The sequence below is a fragment of the Caldalkalibacillus mannanilyticus JCM 10596 genome (assembly GCF_000615945.1).
Lineage (GTDB): Bacteria > Bacillota > Bacilli > Caldalkalibacillales > JCM-10596 > Bacillus_AT > Bacillus_AT mannanilyticus.
Window position 1 is genome coordinate 56,023 of sequence record NZ_BAMO01000004.1, and the last position, 26,041, is coordinate 82,063.

The following is a 26,041-nucleotide window of genomic DNA, read 5'->3' on the forward strand; positions in this document are numbered from 1 at the left end:
TACTATGCTTCGCAATAAAGAAATCCAAGTATTTATCCTCATCATGTGCTTTATTACAATCGTAGCGACAGTTTTTGCTGCTGCTTTGTTTTCGTTTCAAGCTGCTTTACTTTTGCTCGTCACAGCCGCTTTGTTGATTGGATGCAGCCTTGTCTTTACAAAATGGCGATACAACGAAATGAATAAACTCTCAAGCTATTTACGCCAGATTACGAGTGGTGATTATAGCCTCGATGTGCGGGATAATCGTGAGGGAGAGCTAAGTATTTTGAAAAACGACATCTATAAAGTCACTCTGATGCTATCTGAGCATAGCTCACTTCTCCAAAAAGAGAAAAATCAACTAACAAATGCAATCTCAGATATCTCTCATCAACTCAAAACCCCTCTAACATCCATGCTCGTTATGGTCGATTTGTTACGTAATCCAGAGCTAAATGCGGGTAAAAGAGCAGAATTCACTCATAATATACGTATTCAGCTAGAAAGGATCGAATGGCTTGTTTCATCACTACTTAAACTCTCCAAAATAGATGCAGGTTCTGTGCATTTCAAACGAGAGAAGATTGTAGTTGAACAGTTAATTCAAAAAGCAATTGAACCCCTTTTGATCCCGATGGAAATAAAATCGATAACGTTGAGGGTGGAAGGAAAGAACGATGATTCCTTTATGGGGGATCTAAATTGGACCACTGAAGCTCTTATTAATATATTGAAAAATGCTGTTGAGCATACGCCTGAAGGAGGAGAAATCACCATTTCCTTCGCAGAAAACACACTGTTTACTGAAATCAACCTATCAGATAACGGAAAAGGGATTCCCAAAGAAGATCTACCTTATATCTTTAAGCGCTTCTATAAGGGAAAGAATGCATACGAAGAGAGTGTAGGTATTGGACTTGCTATGGCTCATAGCATTATTACGAACCAAAGAGGGGCTTTGCATGTTAAAAGCGAGCAGGGGAGAGGAACACAATTTAGCCTGAAATTTTATAAGCAAATTATTTAATATTGGGGGAAAAGCTAAGTGACTAAATTGTCATTTTACAGTCACTTGAACGTCATACAAGACAGATATACTGAACCTATCATCAAATTCATGGAGGTTTACTATGGAAATACTCAAAATTGAAAATCTGTCTAAAGTCTACGGTAAAGGAGACACAGCTGTAACCGCCTTAGATCAAGTTTCTTTCACCGTAAAAAAAGGAGAGTTTGTTGCCATTATCGGTCCTTCTGGATCAGGCAAATCAACACTCCTGCATATGCTAGGTGGGGTAGATCGACCCACCAGCGGAAAAGTTCTCGTGGATAACACAGACATTTATAAGCTGAATGAAACGCAACTTGCTATCTTCCGTCGCAGACAAATCGGCTTAATCTATCAATTCTATAACCTAATACCGGTGCTAACAGTAGAGGAAAACATAACACTTCCTTTACTGCTTGATCAGCATAAGGTTGATCAAAATCAGTTCGAAAATATTGTCAAGATCTTAAACTTACAAAACCGGCTTCACCACCTGCCGAATCAACTTTCTGGTGGACAACAACAACGGGTTTCTATAGGCAGAGCCTTATCAGTCATCCTGCTATTATGCTGGCAGATGAACCAACAGGGAATTTAGATAGTAAGAATAGCACCGAAATCATTGATCTTCTAAAGATGTTTAATAAAACCTTTAACCAGACTCTTATTGTCATTACTCATGATGAGCGGATCGCCTTGCAAGCAGATCGAGTGATTGCCATTGAGGATGGGAGGATTGCTAAGGACGAGGTGATTCGTCCATGAATATTGTCAATAAACTCACCGTTAGACATCTAAAACAAAACAAAAGACGAACACTGGTGACCATTATTGGAGTGATTATCTCAGTAGCCATGATTACTGCCGTCGCCACCCTTGGTTTTTCTTTTATGGATTTACTTCAGAGGCAAACCATTGCTGATGAGGGGGAATGGCATGTTATCTACAAAGATATTCATATAGAGCAAATTGAAGCAATAAAAAACGATAGTGAGACAAAGGGTGTAGTCCTGTCTAGAGATCTTGGGTTTGCCGTCCTAGAAGAAGGACAGAACGAGAATAAACCTTATTTGTTTATTAAAGAGTACAACACTTTAGGCTTTGAAAAATTTCCTATTGTCTTAACTAAAGGAAGATTGCCACAAGCCACCAATGAAGTAGTAATATCGAAGCATATTGCGACGAATGGAAAAGTAGAGTATAACATTGGCGATGTTTTGGAGCTTGAAGTAGGGGATCGTGCTCTTCCTGATGGTGGAGAGATGGACTATCCAATGAATCAATCCTACTCACTAGAAATAAAAAATGGAGAGATACTTGAAACGTTAGTGAATACGAAGCCCGTAAACTATACAATAGTCGGATTATAGAGCGTCCCACTTGGGAGCCTGCATGGTCACCTGGATATACGCTGATTAGTTACATTGATGAAAGCTTGCTTGATGCAAACGAAACCGTTCATGCTTCTGTTATCTTGAAGAATGTGAAAAAGTCATTATTCACTCATGCGGAAAAATTGGCAAATGAAAACAATATAAATTCATACACATTTAATAATCATTTGTTACGCTTCTATGGAGTAATAAAGGATGACCAATTACAGTTCACACTTTTTTCACTCTGCGCTATCATCATGTCAGTCATTATGGTTGGCTCCGTCGCCTGATCTATAATGCCTTTGCCATCTCAGTATCCGAGCGCTCTCGGCATTTGGGTATGCTTTCAAGTGTTGGAGCAACTAAAAAGCAAAAGCGAAACTCTGTCTTTTTCGAAGGGGCTCTGATTGGTCTAATTAGCATTCCAATTGGCATACTTAGTGGCTTAAGCGGAATTGGAATCACCTTTTGGTCTATTAATTCAATGTTGCAGGATGCGTTACGCATATCGGAAAAATTAGTCGTTGTTGTAACGCCGTTATCTATTCTGAGCGCCTGTGTAGTCTCCATCGCAACTATTTTTATCTCAACCTATCTTCCTGCACGAAGAGCATCACGAATCTCAGCCATTGATGCGATTCGACAAACGGAGGATATTAAGCTTACAAATAAAGCAGTGAAAACATCCAAGCTTGTTCGCAAATTATTTGGAATCGAAGCAGAAATCGGGCTAAAAAATTTAAAAAGAAACAATCGCAGATATGTGGTTACTGTCTTTTCACTCGTGGTCAGTATTGTCCTATTTTTAGTTGTATCTTTTTTCTCAACCAATTTGGAGAAATCTCTCTCCTTGTCGCAAAAAGGGATCAACTTCGATATTCAAGTTTTTTTTGGCAATGAAATAGATGATAAAGATCAAAAGCTAAAAAATGCAATCCTCTCTCTTGATGGAGTAACAGACTCCTCCGTCAATAGAGAACTAATGACGACTTCATGGATCGAAGAGGAATTTATCGCAGCAGAACTACAGTCAAGATTGAAAGAAGATCAAGAACTACTGAATGAAGGAAAATACCCATATTATATTAAAGTGCATAGTTTGGATGAGGAAAGCTTGAAAGCTTATGCCCAAGAAACTGGTGCTAATTATGAAGAGCTTAATCATCCTGAAAAGTTATCCGCTATTGTAATTGATACTGCCTCTTATGTAGATCTTAGACAAGATAAGTATACTGAAACCAAGGCGATTCAAGCCAGAATAGGACAAACTCTTGATCTATCTACGAAAAAGAGAATGAAGAGCATCTTGGCAGTGTAGACATTTCTGCTCTAACATCAAAGCGCCCAATGGGGATTTTACCGAACAAAATTGGAGGACTGGACATCATTGTTTCGGAACGTACCTTTGAGCATCTTACACAAAATGTAACGAACCCTATTATCTATACAACCTTATTCCTGAAAAGTACGGACCCTATGGCAACACAACAACAGATTGAGGAAATGAAAGAAAGAGCCATGCATATTTGGAATGTACATCAGGTAAGGCAACAGGAAGAACAGCTCTCCACTATCATTTCAGTCTTTACTTATGGTTTTATTGTCTTAATCACAGCGATCTCTATTGCCAACATATTCAATACCATCTCAACCAGCATTTCATTGAGAAAAAGAGAGTTCGCCATGTTGAAGTCGGTTGGGATGACACCACAGGGGTTCAACAAATTAATTCATTATGAAAGTATTTTTTATGGGGTCAAATCTCTCATTTATGGGCTTCCTCTCAGCTATCTGTTCATGTACCTGATCCATATTTCGTTGATGAACAGCTTTGACTATCAGTTTGCTCTTCCTTGGAATAGTATTCTATTTGCTATTATCGCCGTATTTATCATCGTGAGTGCTGCCATGCTGTACTCAATTTCTAAGGTGAAAAAGGAAAACATTATCGATGGGTTAAAGCAGGAAAACATCTAGTTTGTACTAGTGCCTTCTCCACTATGGAGAAGGCTTTTCTATGTGAATAGACTTGAAAGAAAACATTCTATGCACTATATAAGTTTTGTGTTGAGTGCTCTATCACCTGAGAATAGCTGGAAATAAGCTTAGCAAATATCTCATCCCAGGATTGGCTTAAAGCGAACTCACGCGCTTCTGCTGCCATCACCAACCGAAGCTGTTCATACTCTAATACTATTTTTGTATGTTCTACGAAGCTTTGAGCATCTTTGGGCTTACATAGAAATCCATTTTCAGCATGTGTAATTAAATGCTGAACTCCCCCTGCTTGAGCTCCAATGATTGGTAATCCTGAAGCCATAGCTTCTAAAACCACATTTCCAAATGTTTCAGTTGATGAAGGGAATAAGAAGAGATCACTCGAAGCATAGATTTCAGCTAATTCTTGCCCTTCAACAAAGTGGGCAAAAGAAATCTGAGGATGAGGTCGCTCCCTTAACTCTTGAAGCAGGGGACCATCTCCTACGATCAATAAATGTGAATTTTCTTTTAGACTTTCAGGTAGAGAATGAAAGGCATAAAAAAGAACATCTATATCTTTTTCTGGAGCAATGCGTCCTACATACAGCAGAATATTTTTCTCCTTAATGTTATACTTTTCTCGTATACGATTAGAGCGCTTCGCAGGGGTAAAAAAGGTATGATCAACTCCACGGCCCCATATTTCAATGTCATGATGGATATGATGTTCAACTAGTTTTTCTTTTGTGCTCTGTGAGGGAACATATACTTTTTTACAAGATTGATGAAACCATCTCATGTATCGCCAAATCCATTTTTGTAAAAAGAGTAAATGGTAATATTGGAGATAAGCATCAAAATGAGTATGATAGGAAGCTACTGTTGGGATATTCAGCTTTCTTCCATAGTGTGTTCCATATAACCCTAAGTTAAAAGGTGTAGCCACATGAATCAGCGATGGTTTAAATTGATCTAAAATAAGCTTCATTTGAATAGGGTTGGGAATGGTAATCCTACATTCAGGATAGAGAAAAAAAGGAAGGCTTGTAAAACGCTGAATCTGCGGAAGGGTAGGGATAGAAGAACTGCTTTCTGGTGCAAAAACTTGAAAGGTAATACGATTTCTAGTGAGATAGGTAGTAAATTTATCAAGAGTACGGGCAACCCCATTTATTTCGGGTGTATAAGTATCGGTAAAGATCGCAATACGCATGTCAATCTCCCCTTTGTCGTTAATCTGGTTCCCTTACCCTTATAATTTAACAAAAAAGTATAAATATAATGTTAAGCTACTATTAATCTTGGTTGAAATTTACTTTTTTTTGCCTCATAATTGTATAATGCTAGAGATTATTTTTTTGATTCATTCATCCTTCTAAAAAATTGTCAATGGATAGAAAGTAGGTCAATATGTCAGAAGAGAATATTACAAGAATAACATTAGATGGAAAAGAATTTATCCTGATTGGAACAGCGCATGTATCCAAGCAAAGTGCAGAACAAGTAAAAGCAGTGATCGAAGCAGAAAGACCTGATTCCGTTTGTGTCGAATTGGATGATCAAAGATATCAAGCGATCAAGGCAGGGAACAAATGGAAAGACATGGACATCTTTAAAGTGATCAAAGAAAAGAAAGCCACGTTGCTTTTGATGAATCTGATGATCTCTTCCTTTCAAAAACGCTTAGCAAAACAGTTTGGTATTCAACCAGGACAAGAAATGATCCAAGGAATTGACTCTGCAAAAGAGGTGGGGGCAAAATTGGTTCTAGCTGACCGGAATATTCAAATTACTTTCGCGAGAATATGGAGTGGTGTTGGCTTCTGGGGAAAGGCAAAGCTCCTTATGCAAATTTTGTTAAGTATTTTTAACGATGAAAAAATCACTGAAGAAGAGTTAGAAAAAATGAAATCTCAGGATTCACTTGATGCGATGCTCAGTGAATTTACTCATAACTTTCCAAAGCTGAAAACACCCTTGATTGACGAACGTGATCAGTTTTTGGCACAAAAGATTAAAGATGCACCTGGTGAGAAAATTGTCGCTGTCTTAGGGGCCGCTCATGTCCCTGGAATAAAAGAAGAAATCAAACGAGAACATGATCTAAGAGCCTTATCGCAGGTTCCTCCAAAATCTAAAGTCCCTATGATGATTGCTTGGCTCATTCCACTTATAATTATTTCAATTATTGCTTATACCTTTTATGCCAATCCTACGGCTGGATTTCAGCAGACATTAAGCTGGGTCTTATGGAATGGATCTTTATCTGCTATAGGAACTGCCCTTGCTCTTGGACATCCTCTTGCCGTAGTTACAGCTTTCATTATAGCTCCATTAAGCTCGTTAAGTCCTCTTATGGCAGCTGGATGGTTTGCCGGGATTGTTCAAGCCTATTTCCGCAGACCTACTGTACAAGACTTCGAAAATCTGTCGGAGGATGTGTTTAGCTTTAAAGGCTTTTGGAACAATAAAGTGACTCGTATTCTACTCGTCGTGACTTTAGCTAACATAGGCAGCACATTAGGAACTATATTTGGCGGATCTGATGTCGTGCGTTTATTTATAAAAACGATATTTGGAGGTTAATGGAGTGAAAATCATCGATAAGGAAGATCTGAGGCTAGTAGGGGTACACCTACAATGTGAAAACCTCTCGGAATATCAAATCGAAATACCAAAAGCGCAACAGAACCTGCAAAGCCTTATGAACAAAATAGAACATATCATTTCTCCTACTATTTTTTACGGTGTGCACAAAGCGGATGCAGATGAAACAGAAGACGGCTACTGGAAATGCGTTGCAGTGGAACGCTATGAAAACATTCCAGAAGGTTTAGTTACCCTGACGATTCCTCAAGGTAGATATTCGGTGCTTCTCCATACAGGATCAGCAAAGGACATCCACCATACGTATAATCATCTACATAAACAAATAGAAGAAGCCGGATTGGAAATAGAGATGAGTAGATGGACGATTGAAGAATATAACTTCAATCAACCAACAGATCATAACATTAACATGAAAGTCCAAATTCACGAGCCAATTAAATACTAGATTAATAAAAACTTACCATGATGGACGTCGATTCTGGAGATAAGCCCTTATGGTAAGTTTTATTTTTCCTCCTTATTTAGTGTATAATAAATTAAGTTTAGCAAAACGAAATATAAGCTAGAATAACCATACTATTAAAAAGGAGAGGCATAGCTATGAGAACACGATGGACGAGAAGTGAAGCACCTCTAGAGCAGACCTGGGAACTTACAGATTTATTTCCTACCAATGCAGCTTGGGAAGTCGAGCTCAAACATCTATCGGAAGATATACATAAAATCATACAGTACAAAGGACTCTTGGGAGATGGACCAGAGATTTTGCTAAACTGTTTACAGGCAGAAGAGGAGCTTACTAAGCGCATGATTCGGGTTTCTACCTATGCTTTTTTACGATCGGCAGAGAATGGAAGTGATCCGATCAATCAAGCCAATGCGAGCCATATATCTGCGATGAAAGCGAAGATGCAGGCAGCCTTATCATTTATCAGGTCGGAAATCCTCACATTACCCGCTGGAGTGATTGAACAATTTCTTGAAAAAGAAGAAAGACTGGAAACATACAACATCTATTTGTTAGATTTACTGCAACAAAAACCTCATCAACTCTCTCCAGAAACAGAATCCATACTTGCTTCGTTGGATGAGGTGATGCAGAGCCCATATACCATCTATACGAACTGTAAACTAGCCGATATGGAGTTTGATCCGATCCAAAGTGAAAATGGGGATGAGAGCCCTGTTTCTTTCGCCTTGTATGAAACTCGCTATGAACAATCTTCTAATTCTAGTGATAGAAGAAAAGCATATGCCTCTTTTACTAAAACCTTACATCAATACAAGCATACATTTGCCTCCACCTATGCAACAGAAGTAAAAAACAAATCGTCATGGCGCGAGCACGCAAGTATGAATCTGTTACACATATGCTTTTACATCCTCAGAAGGTCACTATCGACATGTATCATAACATTTTAGATATTATTCAAAAGGAACTATCACCCCATATGCAACGCCTAATCCAATTAAAACAACGGGTTCTAGGACTAGATAAGATGATGTTATGTGATCTAAAAGCACCGCTAGATCCCGAATACAATCCTCCTGTCACCTTCAAAAGCGCTTCAAAGATGGTTGTAGATTCTTTAGAAATATTAGGGCAAGAATATATTGAAATAATGAAACAGGCTCTGGAAAATCGCTGGGCCGATTATGCTAATACCATCGGAAAAAGAAGCGGGGCATTTTGCTCTAGTCCATACGGCGTCCATCCTTATATATTAATGACCTGGGCTGGAACAATGCGTTCTGTATTTACCCTAGCACACGAGCTAGGTCATGCTGGTCACTTCGCTCTAGCCAATCGTTATCAGCGTATCCATAACACAAGACCTTCTATGTACTTTGTTGAAGCACCCTCAACCTTGAATGAAATGCTTTTAGGTCATTACTTATTGAATAAAGCCACCGAACCGAGAATGAGAAACTCAGTTATCGTACAGCTATTAGGCACCTATTACCATAATTATGTGACTCACCTTCTTGAAGGAGAGATGCAAAGACGGGTCTACCATCATGCTGAAGCCGGAAAAGCCATAACAGCGAATGTTCTCTGTGAATTAAAGGGAGACATCCTGTCTAGCTTCTGGGGTAACACCGTCGACATCGATGAAGGAGCCTGCCTAACATGGATGCGTCAGCCTCATTATTATATGGGATTGTATCCCTATACGTATGCAGCTGGGTTAACCGCCTCTACAGCAGTAGCACAATTAATTCAGGAAGAGGGAAAGCCTGTAGCTGACAGGTGGATTGAAGCCCTTAAAGCAGGAGGAACCTTATCACCATTAGAACTCATGAAGATGGCAGGAGTGGATATGACGAGTCCACAGCCAATCAAAAAAGCTGTTGCTTTTGTAGGCTCTTTAGTAGATGAGTTAGAAAACAGTTATAATCAATGACGATGTGAAGCTTTCAATCTAGTAACAACGGTTACATGGATTGAAAGTTTTTTTACTCCACTAGAACAATGATTGACCCACACAGTTAAATTCCCTATAATATAGCTATAAATAAGAATTATTACTATTTAATTGCTGTAGTAAATTGAAATAAACAAAAATTTCATAGGAAGAGGAGGAAAGCATTTTATAATGTTACACGACTTATATCGTACACTCATTATCGAGCATGATAAACATCGAAGGAATTATGGGGAGCTTGAAGGTGAAAGGGTACAAAAAATACATTATAAGAATCCAACTTGTGGTGATGTGATGACTTTATACCTAACAATTGATGAAGAGAAGGTCAGCGATGTTTCCTTTGTCGGTAATGGTTGCAGTATAAGCATGGCATCAGCATCTATAATGACGGAACTGGTAAAAAAGCAATCGCTAGATATTGTCTTAGCGACAAAAGAAGAATTTGAACATCTTATTCGAACAGGAAAACAACGGAATGAACATATCGATCTAGGAGATGCCCTGGCATTACAAGGCGTACACCAACTTAAAGCACGTCATAATTGCGCCCTAATGTCTTGGCAAGCATTAGATAAATTGTTAGAGCAATGTCATTTGAGCATTAAATAGTAATGGTTATTATTTATATAAAATGGTTATGTTAGGTATGAAAGGAGGGAGCAGTATGGCAAAAAAATCAAAAATAGCTAAAGAACATAAAAGACAAGAGTTAGTCCTCAAATATGCAGATCAACGCCGAGAACTAAAAGCAAAAGGGGATTATGAAACATTGCGTAAGTTGCCTCGTGATTCATCCCCAACCCGATTAACAAGACGTTGTGAAATGACAGGGAGACCTAAGGGTGTACTTAGAAAGTTTAAACTCTCAAGAATTACATTTCGTGAATTAGCATACAAGGGACAGCTTCCCGGAGTGAAAAAATCAAGCTGGTAAATAGAAAAACCAACTTAGAAAAGAGAGGATACACGTGCAGGTTAAGAAGGTAGATATTTATATTCTAACTGGTTTTTTAGGAAGTGGAAAAAGCACTTTATTAACACAACTATTGCAAAATGAACATATAAAAGAAAGGCGTGTGGGGGTACTCATGAATGAACTGGGAGAAGTGAGTATAGATTCTTCCATTGTACCCGAGGGTACGCCTTTAAAAGAGCTATTAAATGGTTGTATTTGCTGTACGATTCAAGGGGAGTTATCCTTACAGCTTAAGCTTCTTCTAGATGAACATGAACTGGATGTGATCTATATAGAGGCCACCGGAGTCGCTCATCCCCTAGATGTTTTGGATGCTTGCACACACCCGATCATTGCAAGAAGAATCAATATCCAGCGGGTTCTCTCACTGGTGAACGCAAAGCAATGGAAAGATGGAAAAATGAGCATAAAAATTAAAAAGCTGCTTATCGAGCAAGTAAAGTACTCTGACTGCCTGATCGTTAATAAACAGGATCTTTTAAGTAAAAAAGAATTGGCATGTGTCTTAGAGGAAATAAAAGAAATAAACTCCAACGCTGTCTTAATTACCACGACATATTCACGCATCAATATAGAAAATATAGAACCCTCCTCAAGATCATACAATGTTATCGACTCTAAGAGATTCATTCAGAAGGTAGATCAAAATGAAGCTCACGTGCACAATCATTTGCATTTACATACATTTACTTTCTTATTAGAAGCACCTATCGATCGTCTAGAATTTTTAACATGGTTAAGAAGCTTACCATGTCAAATTTACCGTGCTAAAGGATTTTTGAGTTTAACTGAAACACCTGGTTTGTTCTTATTTAACTATTCTTATGGAGAGCCGCTATTTGAACGATTTCACAATGAGAGCAAACCTAAGCAGGTTATTGTCATAATTGGAGAGAAACTTGACCATGACAGAATAAGAAATGAGATCATTCAACTTCAAAGAATCGCAACCGCGTAACCTGTATTCCGTGAAGTTTTGAACCTCCAATCACTGAAGTGACGAGTTTCTTGTCATAACAGAAAATCAAAAAGAAAAAAAATTACCAGAAAGGCCTTTGATATCAGAAGGCTTTTTTCTATTTATCATTCTACGAGTAAAAAGTGAAATCTTCCTATATTGTGACTGCAATCACACACAGCTCTTTCTTTCAATGATACTATATTTAATGATATTGATAATCATTTTCATGTTAAGGGAGTACATTATGGATTGAAAAGTACATTGTTTAAATACATGGAATGTGTCATATAGAAGCATCTCATACGGAAAGATGCTTACAGTAACCATTAATGGATCGCATTCGTACACATTTGTTTATTCAAATGAAAATGGGAGTCTAAAACAAAAAACGCTCTATTTAAAGGAGGATATATACTTGAATACATTGCAAATGCCAGCTCATTTATTTTTAGCTAGCTTAGGAAAAAAGATGCTTCGCCCAGGAGGAATCCGTGCAACTAAAAGAATTCTAGACAAACTACAATTAACGTCTGAGTCAGTGGTGCTTGAAGTCGCACCGAATATGGGTACAACCGCCATATATACTGCCAAAACATATGGTTGTAAAGTCATTGGGGTAGATCTTCATGGACCAAGCTTAGAGAAGGCAAAGGAAAATATCAAAAAGGAAGGTCTTGAGGATCAGATCACTCTTCTTATGGGAGATGCTAGAAAGCTTCCATTTGAAAACGAATGCTTTGATGCTGTGATCAACGAAGCGATGCTCACCATGCTGCCTAATAAAGGAAAGCATGAGGCACTTATGGAGTATCATCGTGTACTGAAAAAAGGTGGAAGATTAGGTACCCATGATCTAACCTTGAGTTATCCGCCTTCAGAAGAGTTGCTGAATGAGTTCTGGAATCTACTAAAAATGATGGCAACACCTTTAACACTAGAGGCTTGGGATGGCTTATATAAGGAAATCCCCTTTACATCTTATGAAATCGTCAAGGGTAAAATGAGTTTAGTATCATTAGATGGTTTATTAATTGACGAAGGATGGGAAGAAACGATTCAAATTCTTCAACAAGCTATGCAATCCAATGAAAGCAAGGAACGTTTCCTTTCTTTAGCTTCATTCTTCTCTAAGCACAGCGATCTGTTTGGACATTGCACAATCCATGCTCAAAAATAAAAAGGGTGATGACATGAATTTTTATCAGGAATTAAGTAAAGTATACGATCAGATTTTTCCACCCAATCCCAAAGCTGTACACTTCTTAACAAGGGCTCTTAACAGGACTCTCAAAGAAAATAGTGTGATTCTAGACGCTGCTTGTGGCACAGGAGGCTATGCTGATTTATTAGCACAAGAAGGGTTTGAAGTGTATGGCATAGATATGGATACAGGGATGATTCAAAAAGCGAAAGAAAAGAAAACGACAGCACAATTTATCCAAGGAAACATGATAGATGGAAAAAAATTATTTTCCAAAAAGTTTGACTTGATTTATTGTATAGGAAATTCATTGGTACATGTCCAAACGAAAGAAGAGATAAGGACTCTAATTCGTGACTGGTACGAGATGCTTGCTGATGATGGAGTCCTTGTTATTCAAATTGTTAACTTTGCTCATGTTATGAAGAATAACAACCCTTCCTTACCCGTCATTCAGCGACCCGAAGCAGGCATTACATTTACTAGACACTATCACTTCAATGATGACCAGGGTTCAATAGATTTTAGCTCTGAGCTTATTATGAGAAATGAATATGGCAAAGCCGAGTACACAAGTCACGTTACGCTCTTACCCATACAAATGCCTGAACTGACTCACTGGATAGAAGAAGCCGGTTTCTCTACGATTCAGATGTATGGAGATTATCTACAAAATAAATATGACATAGATACTTCTCCCGCTCTTATTATCAGAACAAAAAAGGAGTCTAATGGGTAACGGAACTTAACGAAAGAAAGATCTTGTCTAAGTTTCAAAACTATACTATACTGATAAAAGACACTATATATAGTGCCTTTTATTATTTTAATATCCATATATTGTTTTATTCCAATAAAGATGGTGTCAATAAGACGTAATAGGGAATCTGGTGAAACTCCAGAGCTGTCCCCGCAACTGTAAGTGCTGACGAAATAAGTGCATCCACTGTCGTATGATGGGAAGGGCTTAAAGTAGAATGAAGCACAAGTCAGGAGACCTGCCATTTTTATATTGAGTTTATCTTCTTCGGGAGTTGGGGAGATAGAATGAGGGGATAATGAAATTCATGTAAGCTAACCTATTTAGCATACTGTGTTCCAACATTATCGACTAACAACATTCTATCTCTGTCAAAAAACCATCTTCCAAATGAGATGGTTTTTTTCTGCAACTAGGAAAGTAAAAAAACATGTAAAGGAGCTACAACGAATTGAAAATCTATCGTCAAAGCAATAATAATACAGAGGAACTGTTTTCAGTCTTTCAAGATATTGTTAGTAGCACGAATCAGGATCTTATGCAAGAGAACGCTAATGTAGATGGTCGCTCACCAAGTGGACAAATGAATAAGTTTGCTAGTGAGAGTGCCAAGCATATGCCAAAAAGTATCTTCTAAGTAAAGAAGCTCGACAAGCAATGGAAAGTAATTATATTCATATTCATGACCTTGACTATATGCCGACGGGAACCACAACTTGTTGTCAAATTCCCTTAGGTAAGCTTTTAGCAACTGGTTTTGACACTGGGCATGGCTTTATGCGTCCTCCCCAGACAATCCTAAGTGCAATGGCATTAGCAGCCATTATCTTTCAAAGTAATCAAAATCAGCAGCATGGTGGGCAAGGGTATCAAGCCTTTGATTTTGACTTGGCCCCCTACGTAAAAAAAACGTATGAAAAAAAGCGAAACAGATTATTAGGGTATCAGCTTTCACTGGAAACAAAGAAATTAAATGAACTTGCATGGAAAGAAACAGATCAGGAGTGTTATCAAGCATGCGAAGCGTTCATCCATAACTTAAATAGCCTCCATTCTCGCAGCGGTGGTCAAGTTCCTTTTACATCCATTAATTATGGTACAGACACGAGTAAAGAAGGGAGAATGCTTATTAAAAACCTTTTATTAGCTACAAAAGCTGGCTTAGGAAATGGTGAAACCCCTATCTTTCCCATTCAGATTATGAAAATAAAAAAAGGAGTAAACTTCGATGAATCGGATCCAAACTATGACTTATATCAACTGGCGCTAGAAACCACAGCTCAAAGGCTATTTCCGAACTTCAGTTTTATCGATGCCCCTTTTAATCTTAACTATTACATTGAAGGAGATCCCTCCTCAGAAGTAGCTTATATGGGCTGCCGTACAAGAATCATGTCAAATCGATATGGTCGTAGTCCAGAAAATAGTGTGGCTCGAGGCAATTTATCTTTTACCAGTCTGAATCTTGTTCGAATAGCCTTAACCTCAGATACCATCAATGTTTTTTTTGAAAAGTTAGAAGAATATGTGGCCATTGTCATTCGACAATTGTATGATCGTTTTCTCTTTCAATCAAAGAAGCTAGTAAAGGACTTTTCTTTTTTACATGGACAAGGAGTGTGGAAGGATAGTGAAAAACTTGGTCCAGATGAGATGTTACATGATGTACTCAGACACGGAAGTTTAAGCATTGGTTTTATTGGACTTGCCGAATGTTTGAAGGCTCTGACAGGAAAACATCATGGTGAATGCGATAAAGCACAACACTTAGGTCAGCAAATCGTTGCTTATATACGTGAAAAATGTGATATAGCCAGTGAGCAATATGATTTAAACTATACACTCATTGCTACACCGGCAGAGGGCTTGAGTGGTAAATTCACAAAGAAGGATAAAGAAGAGTTTGGACTTTTAGCAAGCATTACGGATAAAGAATACTATACAAATTCATTTCATATTCCGGTTCATTTCCCCATTCGAGCTATAGATAAGATCAAAAAAGAGAGTGTGTATCATTCTTTAACCAATGCTGGTCATATCACTTATATTGAGGTTGACGGGAATGTTCGAAACAATATCAAAGCAATGGATACTTTGATCAAAGCAATGGCAGAGTATGGCATCGGATATGGGAGTATCAACCACCCCGTTGATCGCTGCAAATGCTGTGGTTATTCAGGTGTTATCGAGAATGAATGTCCTACTTGTTACACAACAGATGACAGGAACATTGATAGGATTCGACGCATCACAGGCTATTTGGTCGGGACGATGGAGAAATGGAATACAGCAAAAGCAGAAGAGGAAAAACATAGAGTGAGGCATTCATAATGGAAAAAGTTCAAGTTATGTCTATCTATCATGATTCTGTTGTAGATGGAGAAGGTCTTCGTACAGTGATTTTTTTTGCCGGTTGTCCCCATAAATGTGAAGGATGTCACAATCCAGAATCGTGGAATCCCTGTAATGGCAAATCAATGACTGTAGAAGAGATACTTGAAGAAGCCTTAAATCCATTGACACAAATTACTCTTAGCGGAGGAGATCCATTTTATCAGGCGAGGAGCGTAAAGAAAATTGCCAAAGAATTAAAAAGGCATGGCAAAAATATATGGGCATACACTGGGTGGACATTAGAAGAAATCAAGAATAGTAAGGATTTAGATAAGGTGGAGCTTTTAGAATATGTGGATGTATTAGTAGATGGTCCATTTCTTCTCTCGGAAAGAGATCTCACTCTTACCTTTCGCGGCAGCAGAAACCAGCGAATTATTAAACTTAGAGAAGAGAGCTTGACATAGGGTAGGGGGGTATAATAGGATATACATAAAGGGGGGCACACCATGAATCCGATGAACAAGGAAAGCAGGGAAGAGCTTCAAGAAGCAGTCAACGAACTCGATACCTGTTGTGAGAATAAAAGGAAGAGTCATCACTCGGACGAAGTAAAAAAAAATCTGATTAGCCGTTTAAATCGTATAGAAGGTCAAATTCGTGGTGTAAAAGGACTTATTGAAAAAGACACCTACTGTGACGATGTAATTAATCAAATATCAGCCATCCAATCGGCATTGAATAGTGTTGCTAAGGTTTTACTTGAAGGACATTTAAAAAGCTGTGTGCTTGAACGTATCCAAGAAGGAGACCTGGAAGTCATTGATGAAGTATTAGTCACTGTCAAAAGATTAATGAAATAAGTAGCAATCTAGAAATTATCATATAACCTATCTAAATCATAAGGAGCGATCTGAAATGGAAAAAACAACGTTACAAGTGAAGGGTATGTCGTGTGGTCATTGTGTAAAATCAATTGAAGGAAGCGTTGGAGAATTAGAAGGGGTAAGTAAAGTTCAAGTCCACTTAACCGAAGGAAAAGTAGATGTAGAATTTAACCCTAACCAAGTGACGATTCTTCAAATTAAGGAAACCATCGATGATCAAGGGTTTGATGTAGAGTAATACTCTAAAGAAGAGGGATTATTCGTGCGATAAGCACGCCTCTTTTTTAATCAAAATTATACCCCCTCACCGTATATTGAGAGGAGAATCCGAATGAGTAGTCAAACAAAAGAAACGAGTATGCAAATTACGGGTATGACATGTGCGGCTTGTGCCAACCGTATTGAAAAAGGATTGAAGAAAATCGAAGGTGTACAAGAAGCAAATGTCAATTTTACCCTAGAAAAAACAACAATTAAATATAACCCAGATCAGACAAATCTGGACGCCTTTCAGAAGAAAATTAAAAGCTTAGGCTTTGATATCATTCAAGAAAAAGCTGAATTTGATATTACTGGAATGACGTGTGCAGCTTGTTCCGCTCGAATCGAAAAAGGGTTAAATAAAGTAGAAGGTGTAACACGCGCTACGGTCAATTTGGCTATAGAGTCAGCAACAGTCGAATATAATCCTTCTCAAGTAACCGTTTCTGAAATCATGCAACGCGTGGAGAAGTTGGGATATGGAATCAGAAGGAAAACAGAAAAAAGGGAAGAGGATACAGATTTCCGTCAAAAGGAAATTGAACGACAACAAGGAAAGTTTATTTTTTCAATGCTTCTATCCTTTCCATTACTCTGGGCTATGGTTAGTCATTTTAGCTTCACCTCCTTTATTTATTTACCCGAGGCATTTATGAATCCGTGGGTTCAATTTGCCTTAGCTACACCCGTACAATTTATTGTTGGGAAGCAATTTTATGTTGGAGCTTTTAAAGCCCTTCGAAATAAAAGCGCCAATATGGATGTTTTGGTAGCCTTAGGAACATCAGCCGCTTATTTTTACAGCCTATATTTATCGTTTGAAAGCTTGGGTTCAAATGTACACATGGTGGATTTGTATTATGAAACGAGTGCCATCTTAATTACGCTCATTATCCTAGGTAAGCTTTTTGAAGCGAAAGCAAAAGGACGTTCATCAGAAGCGATTAAGAAGTTAATGGGTTTACAAGCTAAAACAGCAACCGTCGTTCGAAATGGTCAAGAAATAGAGCTGCCGCTTGAAGAAGTGATCACAGGGGATATTCTCTATATCAAACCTGGTGAAAAAGTACCCGTTGATGGTGAGATTCTCGACGGGCGCTCAGCCATAGATGAATCGATGTTAACTGGTGAAAGCGTCCCTGTTGACAAACAGATAGGGGACACGGTGATTGGAGCCACAATAAATAAGCACGGTTTTTTAAAAATAAGAGCAACGAAAGTCGGTCGAGATACGGCTCTCGCGCAGATTATTAAAGTCGTCGAAGAGGCACAAGGTTCAAAAGCACCTATTCAACGTTTAGCGGATAAAATTTCTGGAGTTTTTGTACCGATTGTAGTTGCATTCGGTATCCTTACTTTCCTTGTTTGGTATTTTTGGATTACACCAGGAGATTTTGCTGGAGCACTTGAGAAGCTCATCGCTATATTAGTGATTGCCTGCCCGTGTGCCCTTGGTTTAGCTACTCCCACCTCGATTATGGCTGGGTCAGGTCGTGCCGCTGAATATGGAATCTTATTTAAGGGAGGAGAGCATTTAGAAACAGCCCATCGTGTGACTACCGTTATTTTAGACAAAACCGGTACTGTTACCAATGGAGCACCTGTTTTAACAGATGTTATGACCACCCCTGAACAATCCCTTGATGAAAATCATTTTTTACAACTGATTGGTTCAGCGGAAAGACAATCGGAGCACCCCTTAGCTCAAGCCATCGTTCAAGGAGTCAAAGAAAAAGGGATTGAACTTAAAGAACCTTCAGAATTTGAAGCGGTTCCCGGATTTGGTATTAAAGCAAGGATCGAAGGTAAAGAGATTTTAGTTGGAACTCGTAAGCTGATGAAACAACATGGAATTGAGATTCAGCAAGCACTAGAAAATATGAACACCTTAGAACAACAAGGAAAAACAGCTATGCTAGTCGCTATTGATCAACAATTTACGGGAATCGTAGCCGTAGCAGATACGGTCAAAGAAACCTCTGCCTCAGCCATCCATCGATTGAAAGAGATGGGCTTAGAAGTGATCATGATGACTGGAGATAACCATGCTACAGCCCAAGCCATTGCGAAACAAGTAGGAATCAATCACGTCATTGCTGAAGTTCTACCTGAAGGGAAAGCTGATGAGGTCAAAAAGTTGCAGCTACAAGGAAAGAAAGTAGCTATGGTTGGTGACGGAATTAATGATGCACCTGCACTAGCCGTTGCAGATATCGGTATGGCAATAGGTACCGGTACTGATGTGGCAATGGAAGCAGCCGATATAACCCTTATCAGAGGAGATCTTAACAGTATAGCTGACGCCATCTTTATGAGTAAAAAGACACTAAGAAATATTAAACAAAACTTGTTCTGGGCGTTTGCCTACAATACCACTGGTATCCCGATAGCAGCCCTTGGTTTCTTAGCACCTTGGTTAGCTGGTGCCGCAATGGCATTTAGCTCGGTATCTGTTGTCCTCAATGCCTTGCGCTTGCAGAAGGTCAGATTAAAGTAATCATGATTTGTCGTGACTAAAAAATGGTTCTATATTAAGATATATGTATAGTTCAATGTTTCAGTCACAATACAAGCTAGGGGAACCTAAATGGCAATCTGAAAAGTAAAGGAGAACACAGGTGAACGATACTAAAGTTTATAAAGAACTTAAAAATGGAAAACTTAAGGCGGATGTTTACTACCATGGTACACGTTCACCTGTCATTGTATATATTCACGGTGGAGGACTCATTTTTGGCACAAGAAAATGGCTGCCTTCAGAGCAAGTTGAATTTTTTCATTGTGCAGGATTTAGTATGATTAGTATTGATTATCGATTAGCTCCAGAATCTAAGATTGAAGCGATCATTCAAGATGTTCGCGATGCTCTAAAATGGATTCGAGAGGACGCTAAGGAATGGTATGATTTTGACTTGAACCAAATTATCTTAATGGGCAGCTCTGCTGGCGGCTACCTAAGTCAATTAATTGGCACAGAGGATTCGAACATCCGTGCTATCGTTTCTTTTTATGGCTACGGAGATATCCTTAGCAATTGGATCGTAGAACCAAGTGAACACTATCGCAAGAAACCTATCATAACAGAAAGCCAAGCAGATGAATATGTAGGGAATGTAGAAATCACTCAAGGAGCAATGGGGCGCTTTAATTACTATATTTCCTGTCGCCAACATGGAATTTGGATGAAGAAAGTTACGGGATATGACCACGACACTGAGCGTTTGTCATTAGAGAAATATAATCCAATCAGTCATCTTTCTAAAAATTTCCCACCAACACTATTCCTTCATGGTGATCAGGATACCGATGTCCCTTATGAACAATCGGTGCTTATGCATAGTAAGCTTCAAGATCTAGGTGTATATAGTGAATTAATCAGAATAAAGGGTGGGGAACATGTTTTTGATCAGAACTTTCATGATCCCCAAGTTCAAGATGCTTTTGACAAAGTGCTAGAATTCCTAAAAGTACAGCTGAGTCTACGGTAGATTCAACATTCTTTAACAGCTGTAAATTGAGTACAATATACGTTAGGACTGCTGACAAATGTCAACAGTCCTAAAATATATGATCTTTCCCTGTTTAGAAAAACAGCCCACGTCTAATTTGACCGCGGATTTCACCGCCAGGATTTTGTGTTGTATGAACATTCACATACGTATTTCCACGGCGCATTTGTCTGATTAGGGAAGCTAAGGAACGTCCTGCTAATGGACCAACCAAGTCGTTTTGTGTAATGGTTCCAACAACAAAGCCTCTTCTTACAGAAACTGGTCTACGAAAAGGACCAAATAAGAAAGCCACTATTGGACCATTTTCTCCTCGACGTCCTAGATGGATGTGACCTTCTGTTGTATTTCTTATATTTTCTGCAGCTACTATATAACGTAGTCTTCGCCCATCTCTACTTAATGAAAATATAGCAAAGCCTCTGGCATTGGTTCTTACTGGCGGGACTTCTTCAGCACCTCTCAAACGAGCTGAAAATATTCTCAAAGTTGAACCCCTCCTTTCAAAGAATGTATTGTAATATATTCAATAGAGCCAAGCTTTTCTTGTTTGAATAACTAATGAATAAAAAATTGGATGCGCGCTCATTTTAAAATGAAATAAAGCCTTAAGGAAATCTGTTCCTAAAACAACAAACCTAAATCAGTAGGAGTTGGAATCTCAATGAATAAAAAAGACGTAGCAAATTTACGCAAGCAATTTAAACTTGATAACGACCTAATGAAAATAAACGAGATCTTTAATGTCTATATAATGAAGGAAAGCAGTGAGATTTATCATCAAGAAAGCCAACCATTTGACATGTTAGAAAAGGAACAGCAGGAATTATTCTTGAATAATTTCAAAAAGGTACTCACAGGTCAAATGGATGAAAAGTTATTTGAAATCAAATTTCAGCGTGAAACCGAGGATCACCACAGTCAGCTTATCCTTCACCAAGGAATACAGTCTAGTAGTGTGGAAGAGTGGAAAGAGCAGATGCTTTTCATTGTGGAAAAAATGCTGAGAGATGTCCAGTATTCAATGGATATTGTCGTCAGCTTCATTCGTGGAGAATACTATAAGCCGACTAAAAGAAAAAACGAAGAAGCCGAAGTGAGTGAGCGTGATGAATTATATAAGCAGTCCTTTATTCTCTGTAGTATCAACAAAACAGAGGAGCCCCAAAAAGCACTGTTATTTGACTATATTGAAAAAGAGTTTAAATACAATGTCATCATAGATCCGATCATTAATCTTGCCGCTCCCTTGGCTGGATTTTTGTTTCCTTGTTTTACGGAAAATTATGCTGATGTCAACCATATTTTATATTCATCTGGAAAAGCAAACGAACCTAATGTTCATTTCATTGAAACGGTACTGAATGGCGAGGAACCTATGACGGCTCAAGAGGATAAAGTCGTCTTTGAGGAAATTGTTAAGGAAGTGATAGGAGATCAACTGGATTCTCAAACTCTCTCAAACGTTTATGAAGAAATTAACCGTGTAATAGATGAAAATGAAGAACAAGACACACCTAAATTGGATTATAAAGATGTGGAGCGTATCTTGAAGGTTAGTGGAGCAGAGGATGTTAGTACAGATAAGGTAGAACTGGCTTTCCAAAAGGTCATCGATGACGAGAAATATGAACTTAAAGCAAGCAGTATTGTCGGTAATTATAAATCAAAATCTATCAAAATTAATACAAAAGTAGCGAATATTTCGATCAGCCCGCAAGATCTAAAATATGTCAAACAAGTAAACTATAACGGGAAACGGTGTATTCTAATCGAGGTTGATGAAGATGCCGTAATAGAAGGGTTCAAGTTGATTCCAGAAGCTTTTTAAAGGTTACAAATATAGAAAAGAGTTGGAGATGTGAGGTTTGTAAATGAAAAAACAGTTAAGTCATTTAAAGGACAGATTAAATGATATTAGTAAGAGAAATCGTTCCATTCGATTATTAAGACTTTATAATAAATGGAACCTAGACCTATACGAATTAAATTGTGTATTAACAGAAGGTATTACAGATGGCATAATAGATCAAATAATTGATCAAAAAGATAGGATTTCTCTTCTAACAATCAAAGGGGATGATGCTGATAAATTAGCTTTAAGTCAGCGATTGACTACTTTATTTCGTAACATGAAATCCATAGAGGACGAAACAGGATTATATGACTTCTATTTTGGATATCCATTTCTAACAGGTACCATGTTGGATGGAACCTATTTTCAAGCTCCTCTATTTTTATATCCTTTACGCTTAGAGAGAAAGGATAGCAGTAATCGAAATTGGGAGTTACATAGAGAAGATGGAGATCCACAACTAAATCGTTCTTTATTTTTAGCATTGAAGAAGATCAATGGAATGAACCTTGAGGAAGCCATGTTTGAAGAAGCAAGTGAAATAGCAAAGACGAAGAATATGGAGCAATGGCTAGAATGGCTTTCAACCTATGATATTAAAGTAACTTCAACAACGGATACCACGGATACCATTGAGAGGTTTCAATCGTATACCGCTGATGAAACACCGAACCTTCCAAAAGGAACAATGGAAATTAGACCCTTTTCCATATTAGGTAACTTTCCTCAAGGCAATTCCTCTTTATTACGTGACTATGAGGCTTTAATGGAGTTATCCGAAGAAACCATGTTGGGACTATCTCAAGAAATCCTTGACATTGGAGACGCAACAAGAGAAGGGCACGTTCTAGCAACAGCAGGTGAAGAAACGAAGATAGCTAATAGGGAAACAAATGAAAAAGATAAATTTTACCTTATGCAAACCGACGGATCTCAAGAAGAAATTTTAGAGGAAGCAAGATATAGGAAAGGGTTAGTGGTTCATGGACCTCCAGGTACAGGAAAATCTCAAGTCATTGTAAACCTTATGACAGATGCTGTTCAAATGAACAAAAAGGTTTTACTTGTATGTCAAAAAAGAGCCGCACTAGACGTGGTTTACCAAAGGTTAGAAAGCTTACATTTATCACCTCATGTTGCTCTGGTACATGATGAAAAACATGATCGTAAAGCCCTGTATACTAAGATTCAACAGCTCATCCAATCATCAGGTTTATACGATACACAAGTAGAGCAAGAGTTGGAGAGTACGTCTAGTCAACTAGAAAGCAGAGAAAAAATATTAAATAATATTGCTAAGGGGTTATTTGAAATTCAACCCTTTGGCTATCGGGCTTATGATCTTTATGGCATGGTAAACAGGTCCGATGAGATGGAAAACATAGTTGATCTGGCGAATATAATCGATCAATTACATAAGAACAACCTTGATGATACATTAGCGGAAGTGTATAACTTCGGTGAGTTTTATGAACAATATGGGTCATCTGACTATCCTTTAGTAAAACGCCATTCCTTTGCTCAATTAGAAATCAAGGATCGAATGACGATCGCTAAAATATTACAGCAGGTCATAGAAAAAGCAAAACAATCCGCTAAATTCATGGACTCATTAGATCAGAAGAAACTGACACCAGCGTATACTTGGATCATTAGCGACAAACTAGAAAAGATCTATGATGATTTAGATTCCACACAAAAACGAACGTTACAACAGTTGCGCTTGTGGTGGTGGACTTCCTTTACGGGAAAAGGGATTATTGAAGAATTATTAAATGGGGAAAAATTCAAGGGACTTTCTTCAAGCGACTGGCCTAAAGTAAGTGAGAGCCTACGTATTCTTTATGATCTGGGAAAAGTGACAGAAGAAATGTCCACAGAGTTAGACCAGCTTGAGCCCTATGTCCAAAAGGAGGAAATAGAGAGGCTGAAGAAGATGGTATCAGAAGGGAAAATGCCTCTTCGTGAGTTGGATCGCATGTATGAATACCTGTTGCGAGATTTTGAAGCATTACGACAAATGGATCGAATCTATGAGCAATCTACTCCGCTGGTCATAAATCTAATAGATATGGCTAGAAAACATATACAGAAGCCCAAGAATCTATCATTAGCAGAACATTGGGTGAAAACAATGAAACACTCAGCCTATATCCATTGGATTGACATGATTGAGAAAAAACATCCAGAAATTCCGACTGTTTCAACAGATCAATATGAACGTTTACGTAGCTCCTTTAGCGATTTAATCGAGAAGAAAAGAGAATTATCTCAAAAGGCTTTGGTCAATACATTGGTTCGACGCCTATCAGAAGTGAGAGAAGAGCATCCGAGAGCAATGAAAGAATTAAATCATCAAGTGAGCAAAAAAAGGATGATTTGGCCTGTAAGAAAGCTAGTAAATGAATTTTCTAATCAAGGATTAACGGACATTTTACCTGTATGGTTATCTTCGCCAGAGATTGTTTCAGCCATATTTCCTTTATCAGAAGCTGTGTTTGATCTCGTTATCTTTGATGAAGCCTCTCAATGCGCCGTAGAGAGTGGGATCCAGCTATTTATCGTGCAAAACAAGTGATTATTGCTGGGGACGAAATGCAGCTCCCACCAGCCAATCTATTTAGAGGAAGCTTATCCGATAATGAGGAAGAAGAACCTGAATTTGACGTAGATGAATCTCAAAGCTTATTGAACCTTGCTAAAAGAAGGTTTCCAGAGAAAATCCTACAGTGGCACTATCGTTCAAAATCAGAAGAGCTGATCAATTTTTCTAATCATGCTTTTTATCATGGACAAGTACAAATTGCACCTAATGTTCAGCCTCTGAAACAACCTGCGGCTATTCAATGGAAAAAAGTAGATGGGCTGTGGGCTCATCAACAAAATGAGATAGAAGCACACGAAGTGGTGGAATTACTTAAACAGCAGCTCGTTATCAACCCCAACCAAACAGTAGGCATCATTACGTTTAATGCCAAGCAACAAGATAAGATACTAGATCTCATAGATAAAAAGATCCAAGAGGACCCTGAATTTGAGGCGATGTATCATCAGGTAATGAGTAGGGACTTGGATGAAAGAATCTTTGTGAAAAATATAGAGAACGTTCAGGGAGATGAACGGGATGTGATTATCTTTTCTATTGGTTATGCCAAAAACCATGAGGGCAAAGTATACAATCGCTTTGGTACTCTGAATCAACATGGCGGAGAAAATCGATTAAATGTAGCCGTTTCAAGAGCCAAAGAAAAAATTCACGTGGTTTCTAGTATTGAACCACATGAATTAAATGTAGCAAATGCCAAAAACCAAGGTCCACGTTTATTAAAAGCTTATCTAGAATACGCAAAAGCTGTATCTAACGTAGAACATGAGCAAGTAAACCATGTTTTAAAACAGGTGAATGAGCAAAGCAATATTCAGAAACAAGAAGGACAACTTCATTTTGATTCCACTTTTGAAGAAGAGGTCTATCAGCAGTTACGTGCAATTGGTTATGAGGTTAATACTCAATTAGGGCTGTCTGGATATAGAATAGATCTTGCCATTATTCACCCTAATGATCCACAAAAATATATTCTAGGGATTGAATGCGACGGTGCTATGTATCATAGTTCAAAAAATGCGAAAGAACGGGATGTGTATCGTCAAAAGTTTTTAGAGTCTCGCGGGTGGAAAATAACGCGGATATGGAGTAGAAACTGGTGGAGAAATCCAACTACTGAAACTGAACGAATTGATCAAATGGTTCGTAGCATGGTACAACAAGAGCAAAGCAAACAAAAAGTTGAGAGTATGTAATTGTATGATTTAAGTACAATGCACCCTTTAGTAGTGGATAAGAATAAGAAGCCAAAGATAGCTTCCTATCC

At 38.2% G+C, this 26,041-nt stretch carries 18 protein-coding genes, 4 pseudogenes and 1 riboswitch; of the genes and pseudogenes, 20 read left to right on the forward strand and 2 right to left on the reverse strand.

Features of this window, described 5'->3' with window-relative positions:
• The first annotated feature begins 4 nt into the window (after positions 1–4).
• The 3 genes and pseudogenes from JCM10596_RS03295 to JCM10596_RS31625 all read left to right on the forward strand — a co-directional run bounded on the left by JCM10596_RS03295 (position 5) and on the right by JCM10596_RS31625 (position 4,383).
• Positions 5–1,009: a sensor histidine kinase gene (locus JCM10596_RS03295; RefSeq protein WP_025025919.1), complete on the forward strand. Its 1,005-nt coding sequence runs from the start codon at positions 5–7 to the stop codon at positions 1,007–1,009.
• 103 nt (positions 1,010–1,112) lie between these two features.
• Positions 1,113–1,795, forward strand: a pseudogene (locus JCM10596_RS23575) (ABC transporter ATP-binding protein).
• Positions 1,792–4,383: pseudogene (locus JCM10596_RS31625) on the forward strand (ABC transporter permease). The pseudogenes JCM10596_RS23575 and JCM10596_RS31625 overlap by 4 nt, the downstream one beginning before the upstream one ends.
• A gap of 67 nt (positions 4,384–4,450) precedes the next feature.
• On the opposite strand, the gene JCM10596_RS03310 reads toward JCM10596_RS31625, so the two are convergent.
• Positions 4,451–5,599 (reverse strand): glycosyltransferase family 4 protein, encoded by a 1,149-nt coding sequence (locus tag JCM10596_RS03310; RefSeq protein ID WP_025025920.1) that lies wholly within the window; start codon positions 5,597–5,599, stop codon positions 4,451–4,453.
• Between the two features lie 197 nt (positions 5,600–5,796).
• Here JCM10596_RS03310 and JCM10596_RS03315 point away from each other — a divergent pair, with 197 nt between their 5' ends.
• From JCM10596_RS03315 to JCM10596_RS03380, 14 genes and pseudogenes are all read left to right on the forward strand, one after another.
• The gene (locus JCM10596_RS03315; protein WP_025025921.1) at positions 5,797–6,972 is read left to right on the forward strand and encodes a TraB/GumN family protein; all 1,176 of its coding nucleotides are present in this window, start codon (positions 5,797–5,799) and stop codon (positions 6,970–6,972) included.
• Between the two features lie 4 nt (positions 6,973–6,976).
• Positions 6,977–7,441: a GyrI-like domain-containing protein gene (locus tag JCM10596_RS27440; RefSeq protein ID WP_025025922.1), complete on the forward strand. Its 465-nt coding sequence runs from the start codon at positions 6,977–6,979 to the stop codon at positions 7,439–7,441.
• 155 nt (positions 7,442–7,596) lie between these two features.
• A pseudogene (pepF, locus tag JCM10596_RS23590) lies at positions 7,597–9,401 on the forward strand (oligoendopeptidase F).
• Between the two features lie 192 nt (positions 9,402–9,593).
• Positions 9,594–10,034 carry a Fe-S cluster assembly sulfur transfer protein SufU gene (gene sufU, locus JCM10596_RS03330; protein ID WP_025025923.1) on the forward strand — a complete coding sequence of 147 codons (441 nt, stop codon included), beginning with the start codon at positions 9,594–9,596 and terminating at the stop codon, positions 10,032–10,034.
• Positions 10,035–10,089: 55 nt separating this feature from the next.
• Complete coding sequence (gene rpsN / locus JCM10596_RS03335) at positions 10,090–10,359, forward strand: 30S ribosomal protein S14 (protein ID WP_025025924.1); 270 nt, start codon at positions 10,090–10,092, stop codon at positions 10,357–10,359.
• Between the two features lie 34 nt (positions 10,360–10,393).
• Complete coding sequence (locus JCM10596_RS03340) at positions 10,394–11,359, forward strand: CobW family GTP-binding protein (RefSeq protein ID WP_025025925.1); 966 nt, start codon at positions 10,394–10,396, stop codon at positions 11,357–11,359.
• Positions 11,360–11,777: 418 nt separating this feature from the next.
• Positions 11,778–12,539, forward strand: coding sequence for an SAM-dependent methyltransferase (locus JCM10596_RS03345; RefSeq protein ID WP_234410388.1), 762 nt, complete (start codon positions 11,778–11,780; stop codon positions 12,537–12,539).
• 13 nt (positions 12,540–12,552) lie between these two features.
• Entirely contained in the window at positions 12,553–13,302 is a 750-nt protein-coding gene (locus JCM10596_RS03350) for a class I SAM-dependent methyltransferase (RefSeq protein WP_159102301.1), read from the forward strand.
• 104 nt (positions 13,303–13,406) lie between these two features.
• A riboswitch (cobalamin riboswitch) is annotated at positions 13,407–13,583 on the forward strand.
• Between the two features lie 197 nt (positions 13,584–13,780).
• A pseudogene (locus JCM10596_RS23595) lies at positions 13,781–15,654 on the forward strand (anaerobic ribonucleoside triphosphate reductase).
• 17 nt (positions 15,655–15,671) lie between these two features.
• Positions 15,672–16,124: an anaerobic ribonucleoside-triphosphate reductase activating protein gene (gene nrdG / locus JCM10596_RS03360; RefSeq protein ID WP_025025928.1), complete on the forward strand. Its 453-nt coding sequence runs from the start codon at positions 15,672–15,674 to the stop codon at positions 16,122–16,124.
• Positions 16,125–16,175: 51 nt separating this feature from the next.
• Complete coding sequence (locus JCM10596_RS03365) at positions 16,176–16,520, forward strand: metal-sensitive transcriptional regulator (RefSeq protein WP_025025929.1); 345 nt, start codon at positions 16,176–16,178, stop codon at positions 16,518–16,520.
• A 55-nt stretch (positions 16,521–16,575) separates the two neighbouring features.
• On the forward strand, positions 16,576–16,782 hold the full coding sequence (copZ, locus tag JCM10596_RS03370; RefSeq protein WP_025025930.1) for a copper chaperone CopZ: 207 nt from the start codon (positions 16,576–16,578) through the stop codon (positions 16,780–16,782).
• Between the two features lie 93 nt (positions 16,783–16,875).
• Positions 16,876–19,302, forward strand: a complete 2,427-nt coding sequence (locus JCM10596_RS03375) for a heavy metal translocating P-type ATPase (protein WP_025025931.1) — start codon at positions 16,876–16,878, stop codon at positions 19,300–19,302.
• A gap of 121 nt (positions 19,303–19,423) precedes the next feature.
• Positions 19,424–20,293, forward strand: a complete 870-nt coding sequence (locus tag JCM10596_RS03380; RefSeq protein WP_025025932.1) for an alpha/beta hydrolase — start codon at positions 19,424–19,426, stop codon at positions 20,291–20,293.
• Positions 20,294–20,387: 94 nt separating this feature from the next.
• Here the strand turns inward: JCM10596_RS03380 and JCM10596_RS03385 are convergent, their stop codons facing one another.
• Positions 20,388–20,795 carry a CHRD domain-containing protein gene (locus JCM10596_RS03385; protein ID WP_025025933.1) on the reverse strand — a complete coding sequence of 136 codons (408 nt, stop codon included), beginning with the start codon at positions 20,793–20,795 and terminating at the stop codon, positions 20,388–20,390.
• Between the two features lie 183 nt (positions 20,796–20,978).
• Here JCM10596_RS03385 and JCM10596_RS03390 point away from each other — a divergent pair, with 183 nt between their 5' ends.
• Genes JCM10596_RS03390 through JCM10596_RS29975 form a run of 3 tightly spaced genes read left to right on the forward strand, consistent with a single transcriptional unit; the run spans position 20,979 to position 25,970 of the window.
• Complete coding sequence (locus JCM10596_RS03390; protein WP_025025934.1) at positions 20,979–22,145, forward strand: DUF4317 domain-containing protein; 1,167 nt, start codon at positions 20,979–20,981, stop codon at positions 22,143–22,145.
• Between the two features lie 43 nt (positions 22,146–22,188).
• Entirely contained in the window at positions 22,189–24,747 is a 2,559-nt protein-coding gene (locus JCM10596_RS23600; protein ID WP_234410389.1) for a DUF4011 domain-containing protein, read from the forward strand.
• Complete coding sequence (locus tag JCM10596_RS29975) at positions 24,699–25,970, forward strand: PDDEXK-like endonuclease domain-containing protein (protein ID WP_234410390.1); 1,272 nt, start codon at positions 24,699–24,701, stop codon at positions 25,968–25,970. The genes JCM10596_RS23600 and JCM10596_RS29975 overlap by 49 nt, the downstream gene beginning before the upstream one ends.
• Positions 25,971–26,041 lie beyond the last annotated feature (71 nt).